At 39.3% G+C, this 25,158-nt stretch carries 24 protein-coding genes; 9 read left to right on the top strand and 15 right to left on the bottom strand.

The features are described 5' to 3' along the window. Positions 1–60: 60 nt before the first annotated feature. From H4O18_RS05735 to H4O18_RS05705, 7 genes are all read left to right on the top strand, one after another. Positions 61–381 (top strand): SUF system Fe-S cluster assembly protein, encoded by a 321-nt coding sequence (locus H4O18_RS05735; RefSeq protein ID WP_187582391.1) that lies wholly within the window; start codon positions 61–63, stop codon positions 379–381. Positions 382–478: 97 nt separating this feature from the next. Beyond that, positions 479–982 (top strand): DUF2480 family protein, encoded by a 504-nt coding sequence (locus H4O18_RS05730; protein WP_187582305.1) that lies wholly within the window; start codon positions 479–481, stop codon positions 980–982. 73 nt (positions 983–1,055) lie between these two features. Beyond that, on the top strand, positions 1,056–1,988 hold the full coding sequence (locus H4O18_RS05725; RefSeq protein WP_187582303.1) for a DUF3078 domain-containing protein: 933 nt from the start codon (positions 1,056–1,058) through the stop codon (positions 1,986–1,988). Positions 1,989–2,946: 958 nt separating this feature from the next. Continuing rightward, complete coding sequence (locus tag H4O18_RS05720; protein ID WP_187582301.1) at positions 2,947–3,645, top strand: amidohydrolase family protein; 699 nt, start codon at positions 2,947–2,949, stop codon at positions 3,643–3,645. Positions 3,646–4,136: 491 nt separating this feature from the next. Then, positions 4,137–4,961 (top strand): alpha/beta hydrolase, encoded by an 825-nt coding sequence (locus H4O18_RS05715; protein ID WP_187582299.1) that lies wholly within the window; start codon positions 4,137–4,139, stop codon positions 4,959–4,961. 15 nt (positions 4,962–4,976) lie between these two features. Further along, positions 4,977–6,473: a leucyl aminopeptidase family protein gene (locus H4O18_RS05710; RefSeq protein WP_246474032.1), complete on the top strand. Its 1,497-nt coding sequence runs from the start codon at positions 4,977–4,979 to the stop codon at positions 6,471–6,473. A 291-nt stretch (positions 6,474–6,764) separates the two neighbouring features. Continuing rightward, positions 6,765–7,964, top strand: coding sequence for an ATP-grasp domain-containing protein (locus H4O18_RS05705; RefSeq protein WP_187582297.1), 1,200 nt, complete (start codon positions 6,765–6,767; stop codon positions 7,962–7,964). A gap of 47 nt (positions 7,965–8,011) precedes the next feature. On the opposite strand, the gene H4O18_RS05700 is transcribed toward H4O18_RS05705, so the two are convergent. From H4O18_RS05700 to hflX, 6 genes are all read right to left on the bottom strand, one after another. Continuing rightward, positions 8,012–9,205 carry a hypothetical protein gene (locus H4O18_RS05700; protein WP_187582296.1) on the bottom strand — a complete coding sequence of 398 codons (1,194 nt, stop codon included), beginning with the start codon at positions 9,203–9,205 and terminating at the stop codon, positions 8,012–8,014. A gap of 11 nt (positions 9,206–9,216) precedes the next feature. Beyond that, positions 9,217–10,041: a type 1 glutamine amidotransferase gene (locus tag H4O18_RS05695; RefSeq protein ID WP_187582294.1), complete on the bottom strand. Its 825-nt coding sequence runs from the start codon at positions 10,039–10,041 to the stop codon at positions 9,217–9,219. Positions 10,042–10,054: 13 nt separating this feature from the next. Then, positions 10,055–11,149, bottom strand: coding sequence for a carboxylate-amine ligase (locus tag H4O18_RS05690; protein WP_187582292.1), 1,095 nt, complete (start codon positions 11,147–11,149; stop codon positions 10,055–10,057). Between the two features lie 36 nt (positions 11,150–11,185). Next, positions 11,186–12,355: an ATP-grasp domain-containing protein gene (locus H4O18_RS05685; protein WP_246474023.1), complete on the bottom strand. Its 1,170-nt coding sequence runs from the start codon at positions 12,353–12,355 to the stop codon at positions 11,186–11,188. 20 nt (positions 12,356–12,375) lie between these two features. Then, positions 12,376–13,080 (bottom strand): esterase family protein, encoded by a 705-nt coding sequence (locus H4O18_RS05680; protein ID WP_187582290.1) that lies wholly within the window; start codon positions 13,078–13,080, stop codon positions 12,376–12,378. A 246-nt stretch (positions 13,081–13,326) separates the two neighbouring features. After that, a complete protein-coding gene (gene hflX / locus H4O18_RS05675) occupies positions 13,327–14,538 on the bottom strand; it encodes a GTPase HflX (RefSeq protein ID WP_187582288.1) in 1,212 nt (403 codons plus the stop codon). A gap of 77 nt (positions 14,539–14,615) precedes the next feature. On the opposite strand from hflX, the gene H4O18_RS05670 reads away from it, so the two are divergent. Both H4O18_RS05670 and H4O18_RS05665 read left to right on the top strand, forming a co-directional pair. Beyond that, on the top strand, positions 14,616–15,590 hold the full coding sequence (locus H4O18_RS05670; protein WP_187582286.1) for an endonuclease/exonuclease/phosphatase family protein: 975 nt from the start codon (positions 14,616–14,618) through the stop codon (positions 15,588–15,590). A gap of 150 nt (positions 15,591–15,740) precedes the next feature. After that, positions 15,741–17,945, top strand: coding sequence for a S8 family serine peptidase (locus H4O18_RS05665; RefSeq protein ID WP_187582284.1), 2,205 nt, complete (start codon positions 15,741–15,743; stop codon positions 17,943–17,945). A gap of 25 nt (positions 17,946–17,970) precedes the next feature. On the opposite strand, the gene H4O18_RS05660 is transcribed toward H4O18_RS05665, so the two are convergent. The 9 genes from H4O18_RS05660 to hemF all read right to left on the bottom strand — a co-directional run bounded on the left by H4O18_RS05660 (position 17,971) and on the right by hemF (position 25,137). Continuing rightward, positions 17,971–18,684: a 3'-5' exonuclease gene (locus tag H4O18_RS05660; RefSeq protein ID WP_187582282.1), complete on the bottom strand. Its 714-nt coding sequence runs from the start codon at positions 18,682–18,684 to the stop codon at positions 17,971–17,973. A gap of 307 nt (positions 18,685–18,991) precedes the next feature. After that, entirely contained in the window at positions 18,992–19,465 is a 474-nt protein-coding gene (locus H4O18_RS05655; RefSeq protein ID WP_187582280.1) for a methylated-DNA--[protein]-cysteine S-methyltransferase, read from the bottom strand. Beyond that, the gene (locus H4O18_RS05650) at positions 19,465–20,586 is read right to left on the bottom strand and encodes a CNNM domain-containing protein (RefSeq protein WP_187582278.1); all 1,122 of its coding nucleotides are present in this window, start codon (positions 20,584–20,586) and stop codon (positions 19,465–19,467) included. The genes H4O18_RS05655 and H4O18_RS05650 overlap by 1 nt, the downstream gene beginning before the upstream one ends. Positions 20,587–20,634: 48 nt before the next feature. After that, positions 20,635–21,954 (bottom strand): serine hydrolase domain-containing protein, encoded by a 1,320-nt coding sequence (locus H4O18_RS05645; RefSeq protein ID WP_187582269.1) that lies wholly within the window; start codon positions 21,952–21,954, stop codon positions 20,635–20,637. A 10-nt stretch (positions 21,955–21,964) separates the two neighbouring features. Then, positions 21,965–22,477, bottom strand: coding sequence for a DinB family protein (locus tag H4O18_RS05640; RefSeq protein WP_187582267.1), 513 nt, complete (start codon positions 22,475–22,477; stop codon positions 21,965–21,967). Between the two features lie 78 nt (positions 22,478–22,555). Next, a complete protein-coding gene (hemB, locus tag H4O18_RS05635) occupies positions 22,556–23,530 on the bottom strand; it encodes a porphobilinogen synthase (protein WP_187582265.1) in 975 nt (324 codons plus the stop codon). A gap of 75 nt (positions 23,531–23,605) precedes the next feature. Beyond that, a complete protein-coding gene (locus H4O18_RS05630; protein ID WP_187582263.1) occupies positions 23,606–23,992 on the bottom strand; it encodes a YchJ family protein in 387 nt (128 codons plus the stop codon). Positions 23,993–24,047: 55 nt separating this feature from the next. Further along, positions 24,048–24,215, bottom strand: a complete 168-nt coding sequence (locus H4O18_RS05625) for a hypothetical protein (RefSeq protein WP_187582261.1) — start codon at positions 24,213–24,215, stop codon at positions 24,048–24,050. A gap of 19 nt (positions 24,216–24,234) precedes the next feature. Then, the gene (gene hemF, locus H4O18_RS05620) at positions 24,235–25,137 is read right to left on the bottom strand and encodes an oxygen-dependent coproporphyrinogen oxidase (RefSeq protein ID WP_187582388.1); all 903 of its coding nucleotides are present in this window, start codon (positions 25,135–25,137) and stop codon (positions 24,235–24,237) included. Positions 25,138–25,158: the final 21 nt, after the last annotated feature.

Here is a 25,158-nt window from a genome sequence, read left to right as displayed (position 1 = left end):
GGAAATTGTTGGACAAATCTTTTTTGCAGACCATAAACATTTAAAAGAATGAGCGAAGAAATGGAAACTATAGACACACAGGAATTGGGAGAAAAGATAGTAAGGGTCCTTAAAACAATTTATGACCCCGAAATACCTGTGGACATTTATGAACTAGGCTTAATTTATGATGTTTTCGTCAATGACGAAAATGAAGTTAAAATCTTAATGACCTTAACTTCACCCAATTGCCCAGTTGCCGAGTCGCTCCCTATGGAGGTAGAGGAAAAGGTAAAGTCTATAGACGAACTAAAGGATGTTGAGGTAGAAATTACTTTTGATCCACCTTGGACCCAGGAATTAATGAGTGAAGAGGCCAAATTGGAACTAGGGATGTTATAGTTTGGGCCTCCAAACCCAACTATTGATTGGTGGAATTATTACTATTATTACCATTGGATCTGCCGGTTAAATTTGATATTGAAAAACTCAAAAAATTATGTCTGAAATTATAAATCGTGTCTCCCAAAGTAAATTGGTGACCTTTAACCTAGAGGACTTATACCCTAAGGGGAATAGGATACTTATGGATATTAAGGATTGGTTGTATGAGGGTTTAATACTGCGGGAAAAGGAATTTCGGGCACAGTTGGAGGAACATGATTGGAGTGTATACAAAGATGCATATGTGGCCTTATCCTGCTCTTCGGATGCCATAATCCCGGGTTGGGCTTACATGCTTATTTCTACCAAACTACAACCTTATGCCCAGAAAATAATTATTGGCGATTTGGAGATGTTGGAATCATCCCTTTATCAAACCATATTGGAAAATATGGACGTCTCCGAATATGTGGATAAACCGGTAATAATCAAGGGCTGTTCCAATAAACCCGTTCCGCCCAATGCCTATTTATGGGCCACGACCAAAATTCAGACTGTTGCCAAAAGTGTTATGTACGGGGAAGCTTGTTCTTCGGTACCCTTGTTTAAGGCAAAATAACGATCAATAGCGTTCCTTCATTTTATCCAACATTCCTTATTTTTGCCGTACTATAAATAAAACACTAACTATTATGAAAAAAATTGTACTAGCAATAGTCGCTTTGCTGGCTATGAACATAACCGTTGCCCAAACTTTGGAGGAGTTAAAGGCGGAAAAAGCCAGTAAAAAAGACTCTATAGCAGCAATACAGGGAAGGGTAGACGCCATTCAAGGTAAAATTAATGCCATTCCCGGTTGGAAAAAGGGCGCTTTTGGAACTATCGGTGCCAGTCTCTCAGGTTTTAACAATTGGTATGCTAAAGGTGCTCCAAATTCTAGTGCTGGGAACATAGGTATTACGACCAATGCCTTTGCAAATCTTAATCAACCAAAATTTTTCTGGAGAAATTCATTGAATATAAATCTTGGGTGGGTAAAGATTGATGATAAGGATATTGACACCGATAACGATAGTTTTCGCTCAGCTACGGACGTTTTTAATATAACCTCTTTGTACGGTCAGAAATTGAGTGATAAGTTCGCTATTTCTACCTTGGCGGAATACAGGACTACCATTATAGATAATTTTAATGACCCGGGCTATTTGGATATTGGGGTTGGAGCAACCTGGACGCCCATCACTGATTTGGTGGTGGTTATACATCCCTTAAACTACAATTTTGTGTTTAGTTCGGGTGATAGCGTTTTTGAATCTTCCTTGGGTGCTAAAATTGTGGCCGATTATACCAGAAAATTAGGGAAGGTTAATTTTAAGACCAATTTGTCCCTATTTCAGAGTTATAAAAGTGCTGATTATTCCAATTGGACCTGGACCAACTCCTTTGGATATACCTTGTGGAAAGGTATTGGTCTAGGGTTTGAATTTGGTCTAAGAAACAACAAGCAGGAAGCATTAAATTATGCAACTGGTAATCTGGATGTTGGAGATCCGACACCTACCTTTGCATCGATCGACAACGATTTACAGACCTATTGGCTGTTCGGCTTAAACTATTCGTTCTAAAAAGCAATATCAATTCGTAAAAAAAATAAAATGGCCCTCAATGAGGGCCATTTTTGCTAAGTAGGGTTTGTCAATTTTGGTTATGTGGTATATATTTTATATTTCCAGGAATTTGGAATGTTCTTTTTTGGGATTCCTAAAAGTGAATCCCAAATGCTTTTGGATATTTATTCTTTTATTGATAAGGCTAATATACAGGGAAATAAGTTTATGGATAAATATATGTTGTGAATGGAGGGCATCATGTGGTATACAGCTCCCTTGAAGGGGTTTGTTGTTTTTAAAAAGTATTAGAGTTAATACCAATAAGCTTTACAAGTTCTTGCCGTTGACTTAAGCGCTGATTTGGGGAAAAGACACTTGGAATTAAGTTGTGCATTGGATTTAGGGTTGGGCACTATCATCTAAATAAAATGTAAAGATTAAAGGATTAGGCAGTTGTGTTTAATTTTTGTGGTGAAGAGGGGCATACTTTGGTATTGAATCTATGTCATTTGTGGAAAAATAAATATCTTGTATGGTAAAACTGTATGAAGTTATAGTTTGTTATTCAAATTCAGTTACACCTGAGGGTATATTATTGTAATTATATTTGGGTGAGTATGTTATGCAGCATTTTAAAATTGTTCAATTATTTTTAAGTCCGTCTAATGTAAAAATTGAACTATGTCCATTAATGATTATTGAATTTCCAGTTCTCTATGAACAAATTCATTTTAAAATCACATATATAAGAATAGTAGAAAATATCAAAAGATGAAAATATCAAAAGATGAAAATATCTCAGCTTTTAACAGTTTTGAGCCTTATTGGGAGCCAATTCCTCCCTGGTCAGGTAATAGATGTTCACCTTCATAGTTAAACAGAAGATGATTACTGGGGTGGTAGACCCAGTAATTATCAGAACCTATCTTCACCCAAGTCCGCGGCAGAATTATTAAATAAAACAATAGCAGAAATGGATAAAAATAATATCCAATATGCTGTTGTCAGTGGTTCTTTAAAAAGTGTTGCGCGCTTTGTCAAAGCAGATTCCAGGTTTATACCAGGCTACATGGAAGAGGATACTATTATACCTATCCTAAAGTTTGAGGAACTGGTTAAGAATGGAGAGATCAGGGTGTTTGGCGAAATTACAGGTGTGTATTTTGGTAAGACTTTAAACGATAGCCTTTATAGGCCCTATTTGGATGTTTGTGAGAAATACGATATTCCAGTTGCTTATCATACTGGTGGTGGGCCGTCAATGGCGGTATATAGGGGTACTCCAAAATTGAGAATAAAGAACGGTGATCCTTTGCTAATTGAAGATGTTTTGGTGAAATATCCCAAACTGAGGATATATCTCATGCACGGAGGTGAAATGTACTATACGCATACCCTACGTATGATGAAGTTGTTTGAGCAATTGTACATTGATGTTGGAGTGCTTTTATGGGCAGATCCCATGGTTCAGGATTATGGGACCAATCTTCTGAAAAAAGCAAAAGAGTATGGCTTGTTAAATAGAATAATGTTTGGAACGGACCAAATGGTGTGGCCTGGAGCCATTTCAAAGTCAATCGAATATCTTAATTCCTTGGATTTTCTTACAGAAAGGGAAAAGCGCATGATTTTGTATGACAATGCCAAAACCTTTTTAAAAATTGAACAATAAACGTTTGGAGTAATAGTGATGAACATAATTCCCAATAAAAAATGCCCCTTTTTCAAGGGGCTTTTTTTTAGTTAAGTAGGTCTTTCCAGTAAAATTTGGTTTGTTATCTAAAACTTTTACTTTTAGGTTAAGTGCTGATTTGGGGAAAAAGCACTTCGAATTAAGTTTTGCGTTCGATTTGGGGTTAAACACTATCACTTAAATACAATGTAAAGATAGAAGGAATAGACAGTTATGCTTAATTTTTGTTGTGAACGCGCTCGAGAATGTTGTGAAAAAAACCAACGGTATCGTTTCTTCGATAAACGGCAATAATTTTATTCCTCTTGGAGTCTTATTTAAGATATAAAAATCATTTAAAGGGACACTTTGATCAATATAAACAGCAATATTTAATCAAAATACCCAGATACACAATACATTAGATTTACTTAGATTATACTGTTGTTTTAAAACCAACTATCTTTGTCCGCATTTGTTGGGCTAAAATTATGAAAAAGAGTATGTTGGAGAATAATAATGATGGCGTTGAAAGTCACCTGGAAAATCCCATTTCCTATAACCCAGAGATTCGGATTATAGCGGATGATTATGAAATTCCACAATTGAACAAGAAAAGAAGGATATCGGTACTCCTTCCGCACGGCTATGAGTACAGTTCCAAAAGCTACCCGGTTTTATATTTACACGATGGCCAAAATCTATTTGATGGCGGTGGACCCTATGGTAACTGGGCCATAGATGAAAAGCTTTCGGACTTGTCCAAAAATGGAATGGGAGATATTATTGTTGTGGCCATAGACCATGCAGAGGAAGAAAGAGTGTTGGAGTTTTCTCCTTTCAAAGAAACCAAATGGGGCAAAGGGGACGGAAAGAAATATCTCAAGTTTTTGGTGGAAACCCTGAAACCTCAAATCGACAAAAATTTCAGGACGTTAAAAGAAAGGGAGTTTACCGGAGTTGGAGGAAGTTCCATGGGTGGACTAATAAGTATTTATGCAGGTTTAAGGTATCCTTCGGTTTTTGGAAAATTGATGATCTTTTCACCTTCACTATGGATTACCCCAAAGATTTATTTTGATGCCATAAATTTTCATCAACCTTATCCAACCGATATCTATCTATATGCCGGTGGCGATGAAAGCGCAAATATGGTGGGGAATGTAGAAAAGTTAAAGCAAATACTCGAAGAAAAAAATAAAGAGGGTACCAAGGTAAATATTGAACTCCATATTGATCCCGATGGAAAACACGAGGAATGGTTTTGGAGCCGAGAATTTCCCACCGCATTGGAATACCTTTATTTTAGGAACTAAACACAAAGCGCTTTTATGATTACAATTATAACGGAAAAGAATCATTTTTCGGAAGTACTGGTTATACCTTTTGCCCAAGGTGACAATTTGGAAGCGAACATTGTTAAAATGGCTGGGGATTTAAATCTACCAGCGGAACTTTTGACCGAACAAATAAAGGCTGAGAAAAAGGAAATATCCCTATTTTACCCTATTGACCAGAAAAATTTAAAGAAGGTATACTGTTTGGGCTTGGGTGCTAATCCCACTATAAAAGTTATTATCGATACTCTTAAGCGCTTTATGCAAATGGAAGCGGCCAAATTGCCATCCAATTTGAGCATTGATATTGGCAGCGGGAATTTTGACCCTGAATTTGTTCCTGTTTTGGCTGAAGGCGTGGTTAGTGGCTTAATATTGGGCACATACAAAAAGGGCATGTATCAAACATTGGAAACGAAAACACAGAAATGGGAATCTAACCAATTAAAATTGGGCTTTTATGTGCCCGGAGGTTTTGAGGAAATTGTTAAAAAGACAACTGTCAAGGGCATGGCCACTGCGGAAACCCAACTCAAGATCTTAGGGTTGGTCAATGCCCCAAGCAATAAACTTACCCCCAATAAATTGGCCGAAGTTGCTGTAAAATCTGGGAAGGAATTTGGTTACCATGTGGAAGTCCATGATAAAAAATCCATCAAAAAATTGGGTCTAGAAGCCCTGATGGCCGTGAGTCAGGGGAGTGAGGAACCAGCTAGGTTCATTGTAATGGAATACAGACCAGTTAAAAGTGGGTCGGACACTCCTACTGTGGGCTTGGTGGGCAAAGGGGTAACCTTCGACACAGGAGGACTATCAATAAAAGGTTCTTCCAATATGCATTATATGAAAAGCGATATGGGGGGAGCAGCAGCTGTTTTAGGGGCCATAGAATTGACTGCCAAGCTACAATTGCCTGTGCATCTTATTGCTGTAATTCCCACGACAGAAAATTGTGTAGATGCCAAAGCTCTAAAACCGGGAGATGTTATTGGGTCTTACGCCGGGAAAACTATTGAGATTATAGATACGGATGCAGAGGGGCGCTTAATATTGGCAGATGGAATTGCCTACCTAAATAAAAATTATCACCCAGATATAATTATAGATGCGGCCACTTTAACGGGAAGTTGTGTCCAGACCTTGGGCTATGAGGCAGGTGGATTGTTTACCAATAATGAAGACTTGGCCCTTAAATTGATAAAGGCAGGGGATCAAAGCGGGGAACGTTTGTGGCGGCTACCTTTGTGGGATTCCTACGAGGGAGATATAAAATCTGATATAGCCGATGTAAAAAATTACAGCGGTAAACCTATAGCTGGGGCTATAAGTGCGGCTAAATTTTTAGAATTTTTTACGGATAAACATCCAAAATGGGCCCACTTGGACATTGCTGGGGTGGCTTTTGGTGATGCAGAATTCTATACCCAAAAAACGGCTACCGCTTTCGGGGTAAGACTGCTGACCGATTTTATTGCCGGTTTGGTGAAATAGTTTCTGATCAATATGGAAAGGGAGACATCACTGTCTAATTGCCCACGATGAAGTTTATAGGGGGTCTACTTGTTTTAAGGTCTTTATTATCGATTTAACGTCAGGTATTATTTACTTCAAAAACCATTAAATATCCAAAATAGTAGCTAAGGGGGTAATGACCTAGGCAATTTTAGCCTCGAAACAAGAACAAAGGATAAGCCGAAAGTGATAGGCAATTTTTTCAAACGATTTTGCTGTGTATACGGGATTAATGGGTATTTTACAACTAATAAGTTATACCTCACGACCATGACAGGAAAAGCCGATCAAACCACCTTTTTATGTATTACCAGTTTTTTTAAGGGAGAAGATTTTTTAAGATCTTGTAAGGCTTTGGGCAACAAGGTGTTACTTATTACCTCTAAGGGATTGGAACATAAGAAGTGGCCTCGCGAATCTATTGATGAAATTTTCTACATGCAGGAAAAGCGGGAAGGGGTATGGAATATGGATGATTTAATTTCTGGCCTAGCTTTTTTAATGCGTAATCAAAAAATAGACAGGATTGTTGCCTTGGACGATTTTGATGTGGAGAAAGCCACCATGGTAAGGGAACATTTTAGAATTCCCGGTATGGGACAAACTACAGGTAGATATTTTAGGGATAAATTGGCGATGAGAATGAAAGCAGCGGAGTCCAATATTCCCGTACCGGCATTCACCCCATTGTTCAACAATAGTGATATAGACGAATATATAAAGAGGGTATCTGCGCCATGGTTGATTAAGCCCAGATCCGAAGCCTCTGCTACAGGGATAAGAAAAATATTTTCGAACGAAGAGCTATGGTCCGTTTTGGAATCTTTGGGAGACCGGCGGCACGAGTACCTATTGGAGAAATTTGCTCCTGGGGATGTTTACCACGTAGATTCTTTATCTGTGGATGGTAAAATTGTTTTTAAACAGGCTTCCCAATATTTAAGCACCCCTATGGACGTGGCCCATGGGCATGGTATTTTTAGATCCATTACTCTTAAGATGGATTCTCCGGATGCCATTGGCCTTATGGCTATCAATGAGGAAGTATTAAAAGCCTTCGGAATGCGTTTTAGTGCCTCCCATAGCGAGTATATTAAATCTCGGCAAACCGGAAAATTCTATTTTCTGGAAACCGCCTCACGTGTTGGTGGAGCCCATTTGGCAGAAATGGTATTCTTTGCTACCGGAATTAATTTATGGAAAGAATGGGCTGTTATCGAAGACGCAATGGCCAAGGGGAAACCATATAAACTACCCAAAGTAAAAAATGAATACGCAGGTATTGTAGTTTCCCTGTGCCGGTTCCAATATCCAGATTCATCCTGCTTTACAGACCATGAAATTTGTTGGCAACTAAAAAAGGAGTACCATATAGGACATATAGTAAAATCCGATTGTCAGGAGAGAGTATTGGAATTGCTTAATGCACATACTAGACGCATCCAAATCGACTTTCACGCAAGTACCTAATATGTCATGGGAAGAGTTGTAAAGAGATAAAAAACTTGAATGCATCTCTAGTCCTCAAAGAAACCTACGCTGGCACCCACCCAGTCCTTATCCTTGTTAAAACGAACTCCGACCATTTCTCCTTTACTAATACGTACCAGATTGTTGACAACTCGGGCCTTTTTTTCGCCCTTTTCCCATATCATCAACATCCTGATTTCACATTTGGCCGGTTCCGTTGGAGTCTTTATTGCAGGTGCATAGACTACTTTTTTTTGTAAGATATAGTTTTCCTTATTTTGGACGGCATCAAGATCTTGTTTGGTGACATTGATGAGTACGCCCGATCCCGCAAAAGAGAACAAGGGTTTAAGCACATAGTTTTCCAAGTCTTCCGGATACTTTTCCAGTTGGTGCAAGAAATGGCAGGGAGGAACATAAGGGCTGTTGATCAAAGGCATGGTAAACTTGCTTATCCTAAAAAACCAATTGGGGTGCCCTATCCATTCCACATTGTATTCCTTAGTAAAATCGAATTGCCGCTGAAGATCGTCCCTTTTAAAAAGTTCGTCAAAAATAACCCGATTATATATCCTGCGTACCGGTATTTTCTGGCCTTTATTATTGGTGTAAAACACATTTTTCCCTTCGGTGATCAATTCACTTATGCAAACTACTTTTATACCCAAATGATGGGCCGTAGCCAAAAAATCTATTTGCGTGGCCTGTTTATGGGGTTCTATTTCCAAAAGAATCACATTTTCGGGAGGACTGTCGCCCACAATAATTTCCCTTAATTTCTCTACATATTCTGCAGAAGTTATATTGTTTAAATGGTGATAGTGGGAAGGTATGTTGAAGTGATCGCGATAGCCTTTGGCCATTAGCTCCTGAAAAAAATAAAGGGTAGGAAATCCTTGTACTTCTACCATTTGCGGCATTAGCTCCCCTTTCTCATCCAAACATATTCCAAAGTCCATTTGAAGAAAAGTAGTGTGCTCATCTTCTCCCGGAACCAATTGTGATGCATCCTGAAGGGCATTTTGGGTCAGTTCCTTAAAATTTGGCTGACAGATAACATTGTTGACCTGATCGCAAGCCTCCAACAATCTTTTTTTTAGGTATTTGGGAATGAAGATAGGAGTCTCTGAAATACGAAACGGTGGTTTGTGGTTATAGGCGGTAGAGATACTTTCCAAAAATGCCTTGTATTTCCCATCCGTAAATGCTGCATTATATTGCTGACGAAGATGTTCTACCATGAATACCTATATTAAGAGAGTTGCTTGGATAATCCAATTTTTTTAATGGCATTTTCAATAAATCCAGGTATTATGGAATTGTAGGTAGATTCCAATTTATCCGTATCCCTAATATGGGTCATCATGTTGTTATATTTTCTTTTCCCGTAGGTGGCAACTACTTTCTCTTCGTTTTCCGGTTTCGAAAAGTGCACTTCCATACTAACCGGTTCGGCCTCGGGATGAAATTGTACTCCGACAAATTCCTTGGAAAAACGTACGGCCATAATGGCCCTTTCGTATTCCACATGTGTCCTTATTTTCTCCAAAGCCAATATTTTGGCCCCTTTTTCCTCAAAAACTTTCAATCTCGGTTGTATAAGTTGCCAATCCCTTGAATCTACAGCAAAGAAAGGGTCGGGTAATTTAGAGAACAACTCATCGGCCCTTCCGTTTTTGGTCTTGTGGATTGGCAAGATGCCGAAAGAGGGGGATTTGCGTTTTGTTATTTCTCCAAGACCAAAATGATGACAGACCATTTGATAGGAATGACAAATAAAGAACACGTATTTTTTGGGATAGTGGCCATTTTTGTTGTGCTCCCATAGTTCGTCTATGAGGGAATAATACTTTTTATCCCATATTCCATCCCCTTCCAAAGGATTTCCTGGGCCTCCAGAAGATATATAGATATCATAACTGGTATCGGGAACTTCATTTTTTGCCCTAACGTCAAAAAATTTGTAATCGGCCTCTTCGCTATATTTATCCATTATTTCCCGAATGCATCGCAACCCTTGATTGGGAATGCCATTATATAAATCTAGAACTGCAATCTTTTTTTTTCTATCCAACATTTTTCTTGTTCATTTAAATCCCTGCAACCGTCTCCTTCAAAATATAATCGACCACATCATTAAGGTTTTTGGTTTTTTCAAAAACGGCCAGTTGTCTGTCCGCCCCAGTCCCTTCATTTAAAATTTTATGTATTTTATTAATTTCATCCCTACTTCCCAAGTCATCTACCACATCATCAACAAACTCGAGCAGCTCCAAAATTAATTCTTTTGTTGGAACTTCTATAGATTTTCCAAAGTCGATCATCTTGCCTTCAATTCCATATCTTGAGGCCCTCCATTTGTTTTCGTTGATCAATGCCCTTTTGTAAATAATAAAGTTGAGGTTGCTCCTTCTTAAAATATAAAGTTTGGCTACCAAGGCCTGAATCAATGCCGTAATGGTTACAGTTTCATCTATTGTAAGGGGTACATCACAGATCCTAAATTCGATAGTCGGGTAAAAAGGGTGTACCCTTACATCCCACCATATTTTTTTTGCGTTGTCTATACACTTCGTTTGTACCAAAAGGTTAACATATCTTTCGTATTCCCCGGCACCGGTAAAGAAATCTGGGATACCAGTACGTGGAAATTTATCAAAGACTTTGGTGCGGAACGATTTAAAGCCCGTGTTTCTGCCTTCCCAAAAGGGGGAGTTGGTAGAAAGCGCATAAATATTGGGTAAAAAGTAGCGCACGGAATTGTAAATATGTATTGCCATTTCCCTGTCCTCAATGCCCACGTGAACATGTAGCCCAAAGATAAGATTGGACCTGGCGGCATCCTGTAATTCCTGTACAATTTCATCATATCGTGGATGAACCGTAATCAATTGTTTTTCCCATTCCGAAAAAGGGTGGGTACCGGCTGCAGCTATACGAAGGTCGAGGCTGGCCGCTACTTCTGATATGGTTTTTCGCAAATTGGTTACCTGCGACCTTACCTCTTTTATATCCTTGCAAATGACCGTACCCACTTCAACTACGGCCTGATGCATTTCCGCTTTTACTTGCCCTTCCAATATCTCATCGGCAATTTCTACAATTTTTTGCTCATGGGAGGTCAATTCACGGGTTTTGGGATCTATGACTTGATATTCTTCTTCTACTCCTAATGTAAAATCCATTGGTGTCCACGTATTACAGGTTGGGCATTATCAAAACTATTTTGACTTGCTTTTGGTTGTTGTGGCCTTTTTGACCGATTTTTTAGTTGTCGATGGAGTGGCTTTTGCCTTTGTTGCCGTCGTTTTATTAGCTTTTGTAGCTGCTGCTTTTACCGGAGCTTTTTTTACCACCGGGGTTTTAGCTGCTGGTGTTGATGCTTTTGTGGGAGCTTTTTTTGCCTTTGCCGCTGCCGGGGCCTTTTTAACCACTGGCTTGGGGGCATTGGGTGTAACTGCATTCTTAATAAAAGTTCCCCAGGTTAAATTCATCTGACCTGGTTTTTGTGCTTTTGCCCTTTTAATCGCCATATTTGCTGCAGTCTCCACGACCCAATCAAAATTATCCTTGCCAACGGAATTAATATCTGCATCCGGCGCTGGATTGCAAAAATCTATTGCGTAAGGAATTCCGTTCCTAACGGCGAACTCCACGGTGTTGAAATCATAGCCTAAAGCCGCATTTAATTTTATGGTGTAGTCCTTAACGGTATCCAAAAGTTTTTTACTCAATGGAGGACCGTCATGTACATATCTTAAGTGATGCGGATTGCGGGGCTCATATTGCATAATACGGACTTCATTGCCGCCAAGGCAATAGCAACGGAAATATTCATTAAACTCAATTTCTTCTTGCAACATCATAATAAGTTGACCCGTTTCGCTGTGACTCTTAAAAAATTCCTCAGAATTATTCAGTTTGTACACATTTTTCCATCCACCACCTGCAAAAGGTTTCATGTAGGCGGGAAAGCCAATATGTTCAAAAATACCGTCCCAGTCCAAAGGGTATTTTAGATTCCGAAAGGAATTTTCGTTGGTATCGTCTGGCCTATCCTTCGAGGGCAGAAGCACTGTTTTTGGTACTGGAACCCCAGTTTTTATGGCTAGGGCATTGTTGAAAAATTTTTCATCGGCACTCCACCAAAAAGGATTGTTAAGGACTGCTGTACCAGATATGGCAGCATTTTTTAAATACGCCCGGTAAAAGGGAACATCTTGGGAAATACGATCAATGATAACGGCATATTCCGTTGGATCGGCCTGCATCACCATGTCGATCATTACGGCCTCCGCCATAATTCCATTAATATTTTTTTCGTTTATTCTATCTATAAAGGCTTGAGGAAAGGTATTTTCCTGGCCGTAGAGTATTCCAATTTTTTTCATAGTGCTTGTGGTGTTAAATTTTACATTAGCCATAAATAGTGGGGAAGCATTTCTCTCCATATGGGCCAATCGTGACTGGCGTTGGGCCTATTGTCCAACCAATGGTCGATACCCTTGCTTCTCAGGATTTCTGACATTCTAAGATTGGCTCCCAAACAAATATCATGTTCGCTGGTCCCCAGAATTATTTTTATATTATAGAGCTCAGGATTTGACATGTCCGGCAAATAATCAACTGGATTATTAAAATACACATTATCGTCGTAATATCCGTCCATCTGGTCCCTTATATCAAAGGCGGCGCTCATGGTAAAGAGGTGACTAACCTTTTCAGGATGTCTAAAGGCAAAATTGGCAGCTTGGTAACCTCCGAAACTACATCCGGAAACGGCCACCTTACCTATAGGGGATTCATGCTGCACCTTGGCTACTACTTCCTCCAAGATCATCTTATCGTACCAAATGTGGTTTTTAACACGGTCTGCGGGGTGTATGGATCTATTGTACCAACTGTATTCGTCAATACTGTCCAGGCAATATACCTTGACCCTACCTTGTTCTATGAACCAGGAAATGGAATCTATTAAATGAAAATCCTTGCTTTCGTAATACCTTCCCCTTGTAGTTGGAAAAATTAATAAAGGATAGCCCCAATGGCCGTAAACCATCATTTCCATTTCCTTGCCCAGATTAGGGGAATACCATTTATGATAGTTCTCTTCCAAAATGTTGTTGTTAATGGTCGGGGAAGTATCTCCTTGTCTTAAAGTTAGCCAAAATTATGACTCCAACAAATCTCTTTTTAGGAATGATCTGTACTTTACAATTTGGCTTAAGGTTTGCCTATCCGTACAATTTGGCGAAAACAATCAAAAGGTGTTGATATTCAACACCTTTTGATTGTTACAGGGTACTGTAGTAAATTTTTATTATATATAAAGTTATGAATTAAACACTTGTACAGCTTTAATTCAATACTCATCCAAATGTTCTGGATAAAGGAAGTTGTTGTAGGGAAATCGTGTTATGTGAATGTCCCTAACCTCATCATAAACGCGTTTTCTAAATTCTTCCAAATTCTCCTTATTTAATGCCGAGATAAATAAAGCCCTATCACCTACACGGCGCATCCAAGTATTTTTCCATTCTTCAATGGTGAAGTGCTTGTTTGTTTTTTCCGTAATTAAATCGTCGTCATCAATAGTTTTATGCTCATACTGGTCTATTTTATTGAAGACCATTATGGTTTTTTTGTCGGAACTTTTTATTTCAGTCAGAATTTGGTTTACAGAATCTATATGCTCTTCGAAATTGGGATGGGAAATATCAACGACATGTAATAATAGATCGGCCTCACGGACTTCGTCCAAGGTGCTTTTAAAACTTTCCACCAATTGCGTGGGCAATTTTCTAATAAATCCAACTGTATCACTTAATAGAAAAGGAAGGTTACCTATAACCACTTTTCTAACGGTAGTGTCCAAAGTGGCGAAAAGCTTGTTCTCTGCAAAGACATCGCTCTTGCTGATAACGTTCATAAGGGTAGATTTACCAACGTTTGTATACCCAACCAAGGCTACACGGACCAATGCCCCACGATTTCCTCTTTGGGTCTCCATCTGTTTGTCTACCTTCAACAACTTCTTCTTTAACAGTGTAATGCGATCACGAACAATACGTCTGTCCGTCTCTATTTCCGTTTCACCAGGTCCACGCATTCCAATACCCCCTTTTTGTCGTTCCAAGTGAGTCCATAAACCGGTTAGTCTTGGGAGTAAATATTCATATTGGGCCAATTCTACTTGGGTGCGGGCATAGCTGGTCTGTGCCCTTTGGGCAAAAATATCCAGAATCAGGCTGGTACGGTCAAGGATTTTACATTTGAGTTGCCTTTCTATATTCCGCTGTTGTCCCGGGGTAAGTTCGTCATCAAAAATAACAGACCCAATGTCATTGCTCTTAACATAGGCCTCGACTTCCAACATTTTACCACTTCCAATATAGGTTTTAGGGTTGGGCAAGTCTATTCGTTGAACAAATCGCTTGCAAACCTCCCCACCGGCAGTGTAGGTGAGGAATTCAAGTTCATCCAAATATTCGGTGACCTTTTCCTCATTCTGATCTTTGTTCATTACTCCTATGAGTACCGCTTTCTCGTATTCTATGGTCTTTTTCTCTAGCATATACTTATTTAAAGTACAAATCTAATCAATACTTGCCAAGGGATTTTTGTATTTTAGCTTTCGGTTAATAATTTTGGATGAATTTTTCATTTTTTAAGAAGAAATCGGTCAATACTCTTCACACGGTAGCTTTCTATAACTTAGAAAACCTATTCGACACTATAGATGATCCAGATTCTTTGGACGATGACTTTACTCCCAATGGATCTAGAAAGTGGACCCCAAGACGATATCAAAAGAAATTAGGCAAACTAGCTAAAACCATTGGAGAAATTGGGCTCGAAGCGGTTGGACTTCCTCCAGTCCTAGTTGGGGTAGCTGAGGTAGAGAATGAGACGGTAGTCCAGGATTTGCTGGCAACAGAGCCTTTAAATAAGTACAACTATCAGTATGTTCATTACGATTCTCCAGACAAAAGGGGAATTGATAATGCCTTGCTTTACAATAAGGACAACTTTGAAGTAATAAGTTCGGAAGCAATTCCTTTAATCGTTTATAGCCTAGCCGGGCAGAGGGATACTACAAGGGATATTCTATATGTACACGGTATTCTTAATGGTGAAGAGGTACATATATTCGTAAATCATTGGCCATCCCGAAGGAATGGCGAGGTGGAAACGGATTACAAGCGTATTGCCGCAGCCAAAACCATAAATGAATATATGGGGCATATCGAAGAAGGCACTGAAAACCCCAACTATATTGTAATGGGCGATTTTAATGACGGTCCGTCATCTACCAGTATTCAAACCTTAATGAGTAGGAACAAGTTGCATAACCCAATGGAAACATTAAGGTCTCCAAATCGTGGGAGTGCCAATTACAGAAAATCGTGGAGTCTATTTGATCAAATTATGGTCTCCCATAACTTCCTCAATTACGAAAAAGGAACCCATAGTTTTTGTGATGCCAATATTTTTGATGAAACCTTTTTAAGGGAGTTCAAAGGAAAGTATAAGGGCAGTCCACATAGGACCTATGTTGGGAGGAGATATATGGGTGGATTTAGTGATCATTTCCCTGTGTATGTGCAATTTAAGTACAATTCCTAAATTATTTTCTCGCAAAAGGGAACTTTTCATGCCGTTTTTTTAGCTGTTCACAACAAAACTGTGTATTTCGTCGAATAAAAAGGTGCGTTAATCGATAATATTTCTTTGTTACAGTATATTTGTAGTCCAAATCTTACTGTAAACATTATCATGTCTAACGCAAACCCTACATTGTTAAAGATTCGCAAGTGTCTTCTTCTAGTTGCTTTTAGCTTTGTTGTAAACATTTCGTTTGCGCAAACTGAGAAACAAATTCATATTATTAAGGATGAGTACCGTAGCTCAAAACTAGGGGCGTTTACAAATGACCTTAAAAATAATTTTACCAAAGAGAACAATACCTTGCTACAGGCTGCCAAGACCAATGGCTGGAAATTGACAGAAAGATTGGCAGACGGAAATTTTAGTGAACTTACTTCCATTGGCGACGATGGGACTCCCCTTTATTACAGTACCTTCAGTACAGAATTAAATACCGCTACAAGGGCCAATGCTCTACATGATAATGGTTTATTGGATTTAGGTATTAACGGTGAGAACATGTTGGTCGGAGTATGGGATGCCGGATCGGTATTGACAAACCACAAAGAATTTGACAATAGGGTACAGACCTTGGATCAGAGTGAAATAGTAGATTCCCATGCCACTAGGGTTACCGGTATTTTAGTTGCCGCGGGATTGGATAAGAAATCAAAAGGAGTAGCGTATAAGGCTAAGGCTGTTTCCCATGACTGGAGGAGAGATAAAATTGAAGTTGCAGAAATGGCGGCCAATGGTTTGTTATTATCCAACCACTCATACGGAATTATGTCCAACCGAGTGCCGGATTGGTATTTTGGATCCTATATCCAAGTTTCAAGGGATTGGGATAAGATTATGTACAATGCTCCTTATTATTTAATGGTAACTGCTGCCGGAAATTCTCAAAGAAGTAAAGATAACGAGGCTCCTATTTTTGGTTCAGCTTCCAATGGTTATGATTTGATGTTGGGATTTGCAACTTCGAAAAATGGAGTTACAGTTGCCGCAGCTGACATTGAAACCAATGACCAAGGGCAATTGTTGAGAGCCTCTGTGGCATCTTATTCCAGTTTTGGACCTGTTGATGATGGTCGTATTAAGCCGGACATTGCTGCATATGGCACCAATATCTATACTACAGGTATTGAAAATGACAATAGGTATGAGACCGCTAATGGAACATCTGTAGCTACACCAGGTGTAACGGGTTCCATGCTTTTGATCCAAGAATATCACGAACAAATGGAAGGTAGTTTTATGAGGGCTGCTACTTTAAAAGGATTGGTATTGCATAGTGCAGACGATGTGGACGCTCCGGGACCTGATTACAAAATGGGTTGGGGTGTTATTAATTCAAAATCGGCTGTTGAGGTAATAGCCAACAAGGGATTTTCTTCCATGATTTCTGAAGAAACCCTTTTGGAAGGTGAAACAAAGACCTATACGGTATTGGCCAATGAACAAGAAGCATTATCGGCCTCAATTTCCTGGACAGACCCTGCTACAGGAGCGGTTAATTCAGGTACCTTAAACGATATATCGGCTGCCTTGGTGAATGATTTGGATATTAAGATCACTAAGGACGGCAAGACTTTTTTACCTTGGAAACTTAATGCGGCCAAGGCAGATGTGGCAGCTGTTAACGGCGACAATAGAGTGGATCCATTTGAAAAAATAGACATTCAGAATGCCAAAGGGGAATACACCATTACTGTAACCCATAAGAACAGCTTGGATCAGGGACCTCAGAATTTTTCCATTATTGTTACGGGGATTGCGCTTACCGATTGTGTTCTTAGTACACCAGAGGATATTGAATTGACTACTTCTGATGAAACCGGTGTAACATTTAACTGGACGGCGAACACGGATGCACTGTTCCAAGTAGAATACAAAAAGAAAGGTGCAGACCAATGGAATGTAGAAACCACCTTTGATTCCTTTATTAGCCTACAAAATTTGGTTGAGGGCACGGATTACTTCCTTAGGGTAAAGACCTATTGTTCCGAGAATATTAGTTCGGAATATAGCAATGAGTTCCACTTTACCTTCAATGGAGCAGAAACCGAACTTGTAGATTATATGGAATATGAAACCTTGACTTTAGAAGTACAGTTTTCTATTTTCCCTAACCCAGTACAGACTTCAATGACCATAAATGGAGATGTCTCCGAGGATGCTATGTATAAAATAGTTTCCCTTAACGGTACAGTGGTAAGATCAGGGAAAGCGGAACAAAAGCAAATTTATATTGCCGATCTAACTGCTGGCCTTTATGTGCTGACCTTGGCTGATCTTGAGGGTTCAAAATCGGTTAAGTTCTATAAGTCATAATCGACCAGGAACATTTTCGACTTTACTAAATTCTTTTTATTTCGTTTTCATCCAATAGTTCCTCATTTCGCAAACGCAAAAACACCTGGGCTGTTGTTATTACATCCAATTCGCAATATTTTACAATGCGATCCAAGTCCTTTTCCTCATAATAAACAGCTTTTACCATACTACCATCTATATCCTCTTTTGGTGAAGGAATACCTAGTATATTGGCCATTAACTTCAGTGAGGTATAATGCTTATAGTCTCCAAATTTCCATAGCTCCATGGTATCCAAATGCGTTATTTCCCATGGTTTTTTGCCAAAAAGGTCCAGCTTATTGGGCAAATCTATTTTGTTGATAATCATTCGCCTGGCGATATAGGGAAAATCGAATTCTTTGCCATTATGACCGCATAGTAGATGGTGAGGTCGATTGAAATGGGTATCCAGTAAGTTTTTAAAATCTTTGAGGATCTTTGGTTCTTCACCGTAAAATGAAGTTACCCTAAAGTACCGGTTGTTCCCTTTAAAATTAAAATATCCAACGGAAATGGTTACAATCTTACCAAATTCTGCCCAAATTCCAGCCCTGTCGTAGTATTCTTCCGCTGTATATTCGTCTTTTCGTTGGTAGTGTGACTTATGTTCCCATAGGTCTTTTCTGGTGTCGTCCAGCTCATTAAAATTCTCTTTTTCCGGGACTGTCTCTATGTCCAAAAAGAGTATGTGCTCCAAGTTAATTTTGTGTAACATCCAATGTTATTTATAACATATATGGCTTAACCATAATTTCGATAATAGAACCTAGAGATATAAATATACAAACAAATTTAGAACTGATGTTTCCAATATTTTGCCAAGGAAATAGGTGGAATTTTTGGTTTCGTAAATTGATTGGTCAACATTCCCGGAACCGACCATTTGGTTGGTGTGCAGCCTTGGTTCCCAAATCAGATTTGGAGTTGCCCCTGTAAAGAACATAATTTTATCGATGTAGGACCACATTGTCCCAAGAAACTCAATAGAAAGGGCTAAGCACAAACCGGAGGGTTTGTAAAAACTAAAAAAGTGATTGCTGTTTTATGGGGCTTTCGTGTTCCAAAAGCCATTTTTTACGATGTAATCCACCCGCATATCCCGTTAAGGAACCATCGCTTCCAATGACCCTATGACAGGGCACAACAATCCATAAAGGATTACGACCATTTGCGGCAGCTACGGCCCTAATGGCTTTCACATCGCCCAAGGTTTTGGACAACTCAAGGTAGGAAACGGTTTTACCATAGGGTATTTTTTGTAATGCTTGCCACACCTTAATCTGAAAATCTGTTCCTTCAGGGTTAAGGGCTAAACTAAATTCGGTTCGGGAGCCTTCAAAATATTCCTGTAATTGATACACAGCATCTTCGAGCAATTCAGGAATGATATCCGATACTTTTTCCTCACTATCAAAAACGGTGATGGAAATCAAACCATTTTCATCGCCTTCAATTTTTGCAATTCCCAATGGAGTGTTTACATATACGGTTTCCATTACTTCTTTTTCCCTTTGTCTTGAATAATTCCCAATCTTTTAGCACGTTCATTCCAATTGGTACGTGCCAAGTGCTGCAGATCTTCCACATTATCGCTTTCATCCATAATTTCAAGGCCTAATAAGGTCTCCAAAATGTCCTCCATGGTCACTACCCCGCTAATGGAGCCATATTCATCGACCACTAGGGCAATGTGCTCACTTTTGGATATAAAGGTCTCTAAAAGCTCCGGAATGGGAGTTTGTCTATTGCTTACCAGAATCTCTCTCTTAATTGATGATAAGGGGGCATTACCATTTTTTTTGATTATATCCTCCAGTATCATATACTTTAACACATATCCCGTGATGTTATCCATTTTCTTACTATATACGGGGATTCTTGAAAATGGCATATTTTGATTGGCATCGTAAAAATCTTTAATTGTGGTTGATTCCTCCGCAATCTTTACCACAGCTCTAGGTGTCATAACGTCCTTTACCTTAATCTTGTCAAAATTTAAAAGATTACGTATTATTGTAGATTCCGATTCTTGAAAAACACCTTCTTCGTGGGCAAGATCGGTCATGGCACTAAAATCTTCCCGACTAAATACGCTGCCATGCTCGCCTTTGTTGCCAATTAATTTGGTAAAAAGCTGTAATACCCAGAGAATTCCTGTCCATTTGAGTCCCCACACCATTGCAACAAGGATTTTCGTGGAAATATTTGCCAACTGCTTCCAATAGTTGGCACCTATAGTCTTGGGGATTATTTCGGAGGCTACCAAAATTAGTATTGTCATAATGGTAGAAACCAATCCCACCATAGCGCCTTCGGTAAATTCTATTCCCAACAATGATTTTTGGGTATTTCCATATAGTTCGGAATATGCAACTTTTGCCTGTACTCCAACTAATATAGCACCCACAGTATGGGCAATAGTATTTAAGGTTAGAATGGCAATAAGCGGTTTATCCACATCTTTCTTAAGTGTTTCCAAATCTCTTGCATAAGATTTACCCTCTTTTATATTTAGATTGATAAAGGTTTGGGGAACACTCAGTAATACTGCCTCCAAAATGGAACAGAGAAAGGAAACGAGGATGGATATAATTGCAAATAATATAAGTAGCCCCATAAAAATGTATAAAATACTAAAGTACTAATTAATTCAGAATTTCTTAACTCAATCGATTATGGCGTCGTAAAATACTTGTTGTACTGCAGAGCGAATATTGTATTTGTATATATTGCTATGGGTTCTGCTGGGATATACCCGGTTGGATAGAAATATGTAAACCAATTGGGTTTGTGGATCGGCCCATACAAATGTTCCTGTAAACCCACTGTGTCCAAAACTGTCCGGACTGGCACTTGGAGCAGGATAGGAATCAGCTAAGGTAAGTTCATGATTATTCAAATCGGGTTTGTCGAATATTAATCCTCTTCTATTGCCATTTTCAGGATACTGTACTTTGGTAAATTCCCTCACTGTGGCCTCGGACAGATATCGTTTACCATTGTAGCTCCCGTAATTCATGTACATCTGCATCATTTTAGCCAAATCGGTGGCCGAAGCAAATAGACCGGCATTTCCCGACACCCCACCCAAAAGGGCTGCGTTTTCGTCATGGACCCAATCTTTGGTGAGTTCATGTCTAAACAGGGTGTCAATTTCCGTAGGCACTAAATTATTAGGGTAGTTTTTGGTTTTGGGATTGAATCCCAAAGTGGTGGCGCCCAATGGCGCATAAAAATTTTGGGTTAAATAGGTTTCGTAATCTGTATTGGTCAATCGAGAAATAATTTCGGGATAAAGTAAAAAAGTCAGTCCGGAATATTTGTACTTTTTCACGTCTGATACCTTTGAGCGGTTGATATGACGATAAATCTTGTTCTTAAACCTATCCTTGATATAGATGTTTTGGTAAGCTCTGGTACTAAATCGGCGACTGGGTTGGTCCCTTACAAATCGCCTTTTTAAGGACCCATTTTTTTTCATCACCTCCTGAAGAAAAATTATATAGGGAACCAATCCCGCTTGATGTGCAAAGACTTCCCTTATTGTAAGCGATTTTTTATCCTTTCTTTTTTCCCATTTAGGCCAGATAGTGCTAAAGGGTGCGTCCAAATCCAATTTCCCCTCATCGTGCAATTTCATTAAAGCCGGAAGCGGCCCCATTATTTTAGTGACCGATGCCAAATCGTATATATCTGTTAAACCTACCGCTTGAACACTGTCATAGGTATGAAATCCATAGGCTTTATGAAAAATGATTTTGTTGTTCTTGGCCACTAAGACCTGTGCTCCTGGGAAGGCTTCTTCTGCAATGGCAAAGGCCATTATGGAGTCTACCTTGGAGTGGATATATAAAGAATCCATTCCTACTGCTGAGGGATTGGCATAGTCAAGTACTTCTGAATTTCCTACTTGGGAAGCTAGGAGGTGCACATTAAAAAATATATTTAATAGTATAATGATTGGAGCAGAAGTACTTTTTTTCATAGCAGATTAATTACCAACCCACATATTTTGGGGGTTCTATATTATTGAGATTTAAATACACCACTAATTGGCCCCTGTGATGGGTTACGTGATCCTGCAGCAAATTTAATATTTGCAATTTAGTTTTTTTCCCGGCAAAGAATTCAACTTTTTCAGAAAGTGCAGATGAAGGGGTGTTTTTTAGAATTGTGCTCACCCTATCAAATCCGTCAATAAGGGATTGGATGGTTTCCTCTTTCGTTAATTTAGAGTTACTGTCCTTGGTCTTGTCAGGTCGTTGCCCACCGAAATAGGTGCTACTTAACCATTCCATATTACTTTTTATATGCAGCAATTGATCTTGAAATCCCATCTGCTTTTCTGTAGGCTTAAAATTGAATTTTTCATAGGGCATGGCCTCTGCCATGGCAACTAAATAGGTTTTGGAGTTGTCCCATTTTTCCAAAAAGGTGGGAATGGTAATATCTTGGGACTGTACAGAATTCATAAAAAGACCAATAAGTATAAAAAGTAAGTTTTTCATATGGTTAGTAGATAGGTTAAGGTTCCATAATATTCTCTTTGAAAATTATTATTGGACAATGGAGACCTCAACGGTTCATTATCCCAATACACGAACCACGTCCTTGGCAAAGTAACTGGCGATAATATTGGCACCCGCTCTTTTTATGGCTGTTAGTTGTTCCATCATTACGGCATCGTGATCTAACCAGCCTTTTTCTGCAGCGGCCTTTACCATGGCATATTCCCCTGAAACCTGATATACGGCTACGGGAACCTCCACCTCATTTTTGATTTCCCTTACAATATCCAAATAACAAAGACCAGGTTTTATCATTACGATATCTGCACCTTCATCGATGTCCATTTCGGTTTCTTTAATGGCCTCAAACCTATTGGCATAATCCATTTGATAGGTTTTTTTATCGCCAAAACCGGGGGCTGAATCCAAGGCATCCCTAAAGGGGCCATAAAATGCACTGGCATATTTGGCACTATAGCTCATAATTCCTGTGTGTTTATACCCTTCATCTTCCAAGGCTTCCCGAATGCTCAATATCCTGCCGTCCATCATATCACTGGGCGCAACAAAATCGGCCCCCGCTTGGGCATGGCTTACACTCATATTGGCCAAAACCTCCACGGTGTCGTCGTTAACGATCTGTCCGTCTTCTACTATACCATCATGTCCGTAAGAGGAATAAGGGTCCAATGCCACGTCGGTCATTACGAGCATCTCGGGACAGGCATTTTTAACCGTTTTAATGGCCCTTTGCATTAAACCCTTGGGGTTTACTGCTTCCTTGCCCTTATTGTCCTTTAAATGGTCCGGCACTTTAACAAAGAGAAGTACAGATTTTAGTCCCATAGCCCAAAGTTCTTTGACTTCTTTTTCCAATAAATCCAGGCTATATCTGTAATAATTGGGCATGGATGCAATTTCTTCCTTGACCCCATTTCCTTCCACAACAAAAAGTGGTACTAAAAAATCATTTGGAGAGATAATGGTTTCCCTGACCAGTGACCTTATGGCCTCATTGGTACGCAGTCTTCTATTTCTTTTAAGTGGATACATTGCTAGTTTATTTTAAAATTCAAAGATAGTGGAACAAGTCCTAAATTGTATAATTGGATTGCGTTAATCCTTGTATTATTCCGCCAAGCCCAAATACATCCAGCATCCGTTTTCCTTTACAAAGTCCGACTTTTCATGAATGACCTCGACCTTGCCGTTTTCAAAAAAATATGCGTTAAAGGTAACGGTACCCCTTTGGTCGTTTATTCCTCCTTTTTCCTTATCCACAATCTCCAATCTGATCCAACTTACGGATTTTGCCCAAGCTTCTATGGACTTCCTTTCTTTAATGGGCCTAGTAGTGGAGTGGTGACTATCCATTAAATAGTTGCCATTGCCCAAAACGAAGGCCGAATAGCGGGAACGCATCAATTGTTCTGCAATTGTGACCTGCGATAGGTCCTTATGAGCTCTTTCGCAGCATTGGGCGAAGGAATTATTAGATCCACAGGGACAATTCATGGTATTTATTATATGGTTTTTCTTTTAGTGATTATGGTTCTATTGCCTAATATGACTAATTCGTATCCTCTTTATTGCCCTTTTCCCGATGCTGTGCAATAATAGCTTTTAGTCGCTCTTTACGGGTGTCCTTTTCTTTCTTAAGCTTGTTTTTCTTTCTATTGAGGAGTTTGCTGTGTTTTGCCTTGTTGGCCGTATTTTTTTCTTTACCTTTTTTACTCATAATCCTATATTTAGGTTTGCTATACCCATTCCTTGGGTTTGGCAAGAACATTCAATAAACGCTCTTCTTCACTTCCCTTTTCTGGGTGATGGTCATATACCCATTGTACATGGGGAGGTAGGCTCATTAATATGCTTTCTATTCGGCCATTAGTCTTTAAGCCAAAGAGTGTACCCTTGTCATGCACCAAGTTAAATTCTACATAACGTCCCCTTCGAATTTCTTGCCAATCCCGCTGTTCTTTCGAGTAGGACAAGTCTTTTCGTTTTTCTACAATGGGGATATAGGCCTCTAAAAAACTATTGCCTACTTCGGTTTCAAAATTGTACCAATCTTCCATGGACATCTCTGTGTTGGCTTTACAGTAATCATAAAACAATCCGCCTATACCCCTGGCTTCGTTCCTATGTGTATTCCAAAAATAATCGTCGCACTTTGCCTTGTATGTACTGTAGAATTCCGGATTGTGCTTGTCGCAAGCATTTTTGCAAATTGTATGAAAGTGTTTGGCATCCTCATCAAACAAATAGTAGGGGGTAAGATCTTGTCCGCCACCAAACCATTGATCTACCAATTTGCCTTGCTTGTCGTACATTTCAAAATAGCGCCAATTGGCATGTACTGTTGGAACCATGGGATTCTTCGGGTGGATAACTAGGCTGAGACCACAGGCAAAAAAATCGGCATCCTTAACGCCAAAATAATTTTGCATGCTTTGTGGCAAGGCTCCGTGAACGGCAGAAATGTTAACACCGCCTTTTTCAAAAACAGCTCCATTTTCTATAACCCTTGATCGGCCACCGCCGCCTTCCGGTCGCTCCCAAATGTCTTCCCTAAACTTGGCTTCACCATCTACGGCTTCCAATTTGGCAGTAATCCTATCCTGTAGTTGTTGGATGTATGCGTAAAATTTATCTTTCATGTGTCTTTTTTTGTTCTTAGA

Origin of the sequence: Arenibacter arenosicollis (assembly GCF_014397245.1) — a bacterium.
Classification (GTDB): Bacteria; Bacteroidota; Bacteroidia; order Flavobacteriales; family Flavobacteriaceae; genus Arenibacter; species Arenibacter arenosicollis.
Note: the sequence above shows the minus strand (reverse complement) of the source record. Positions and strands in the feature narration are given on the sequence as shown.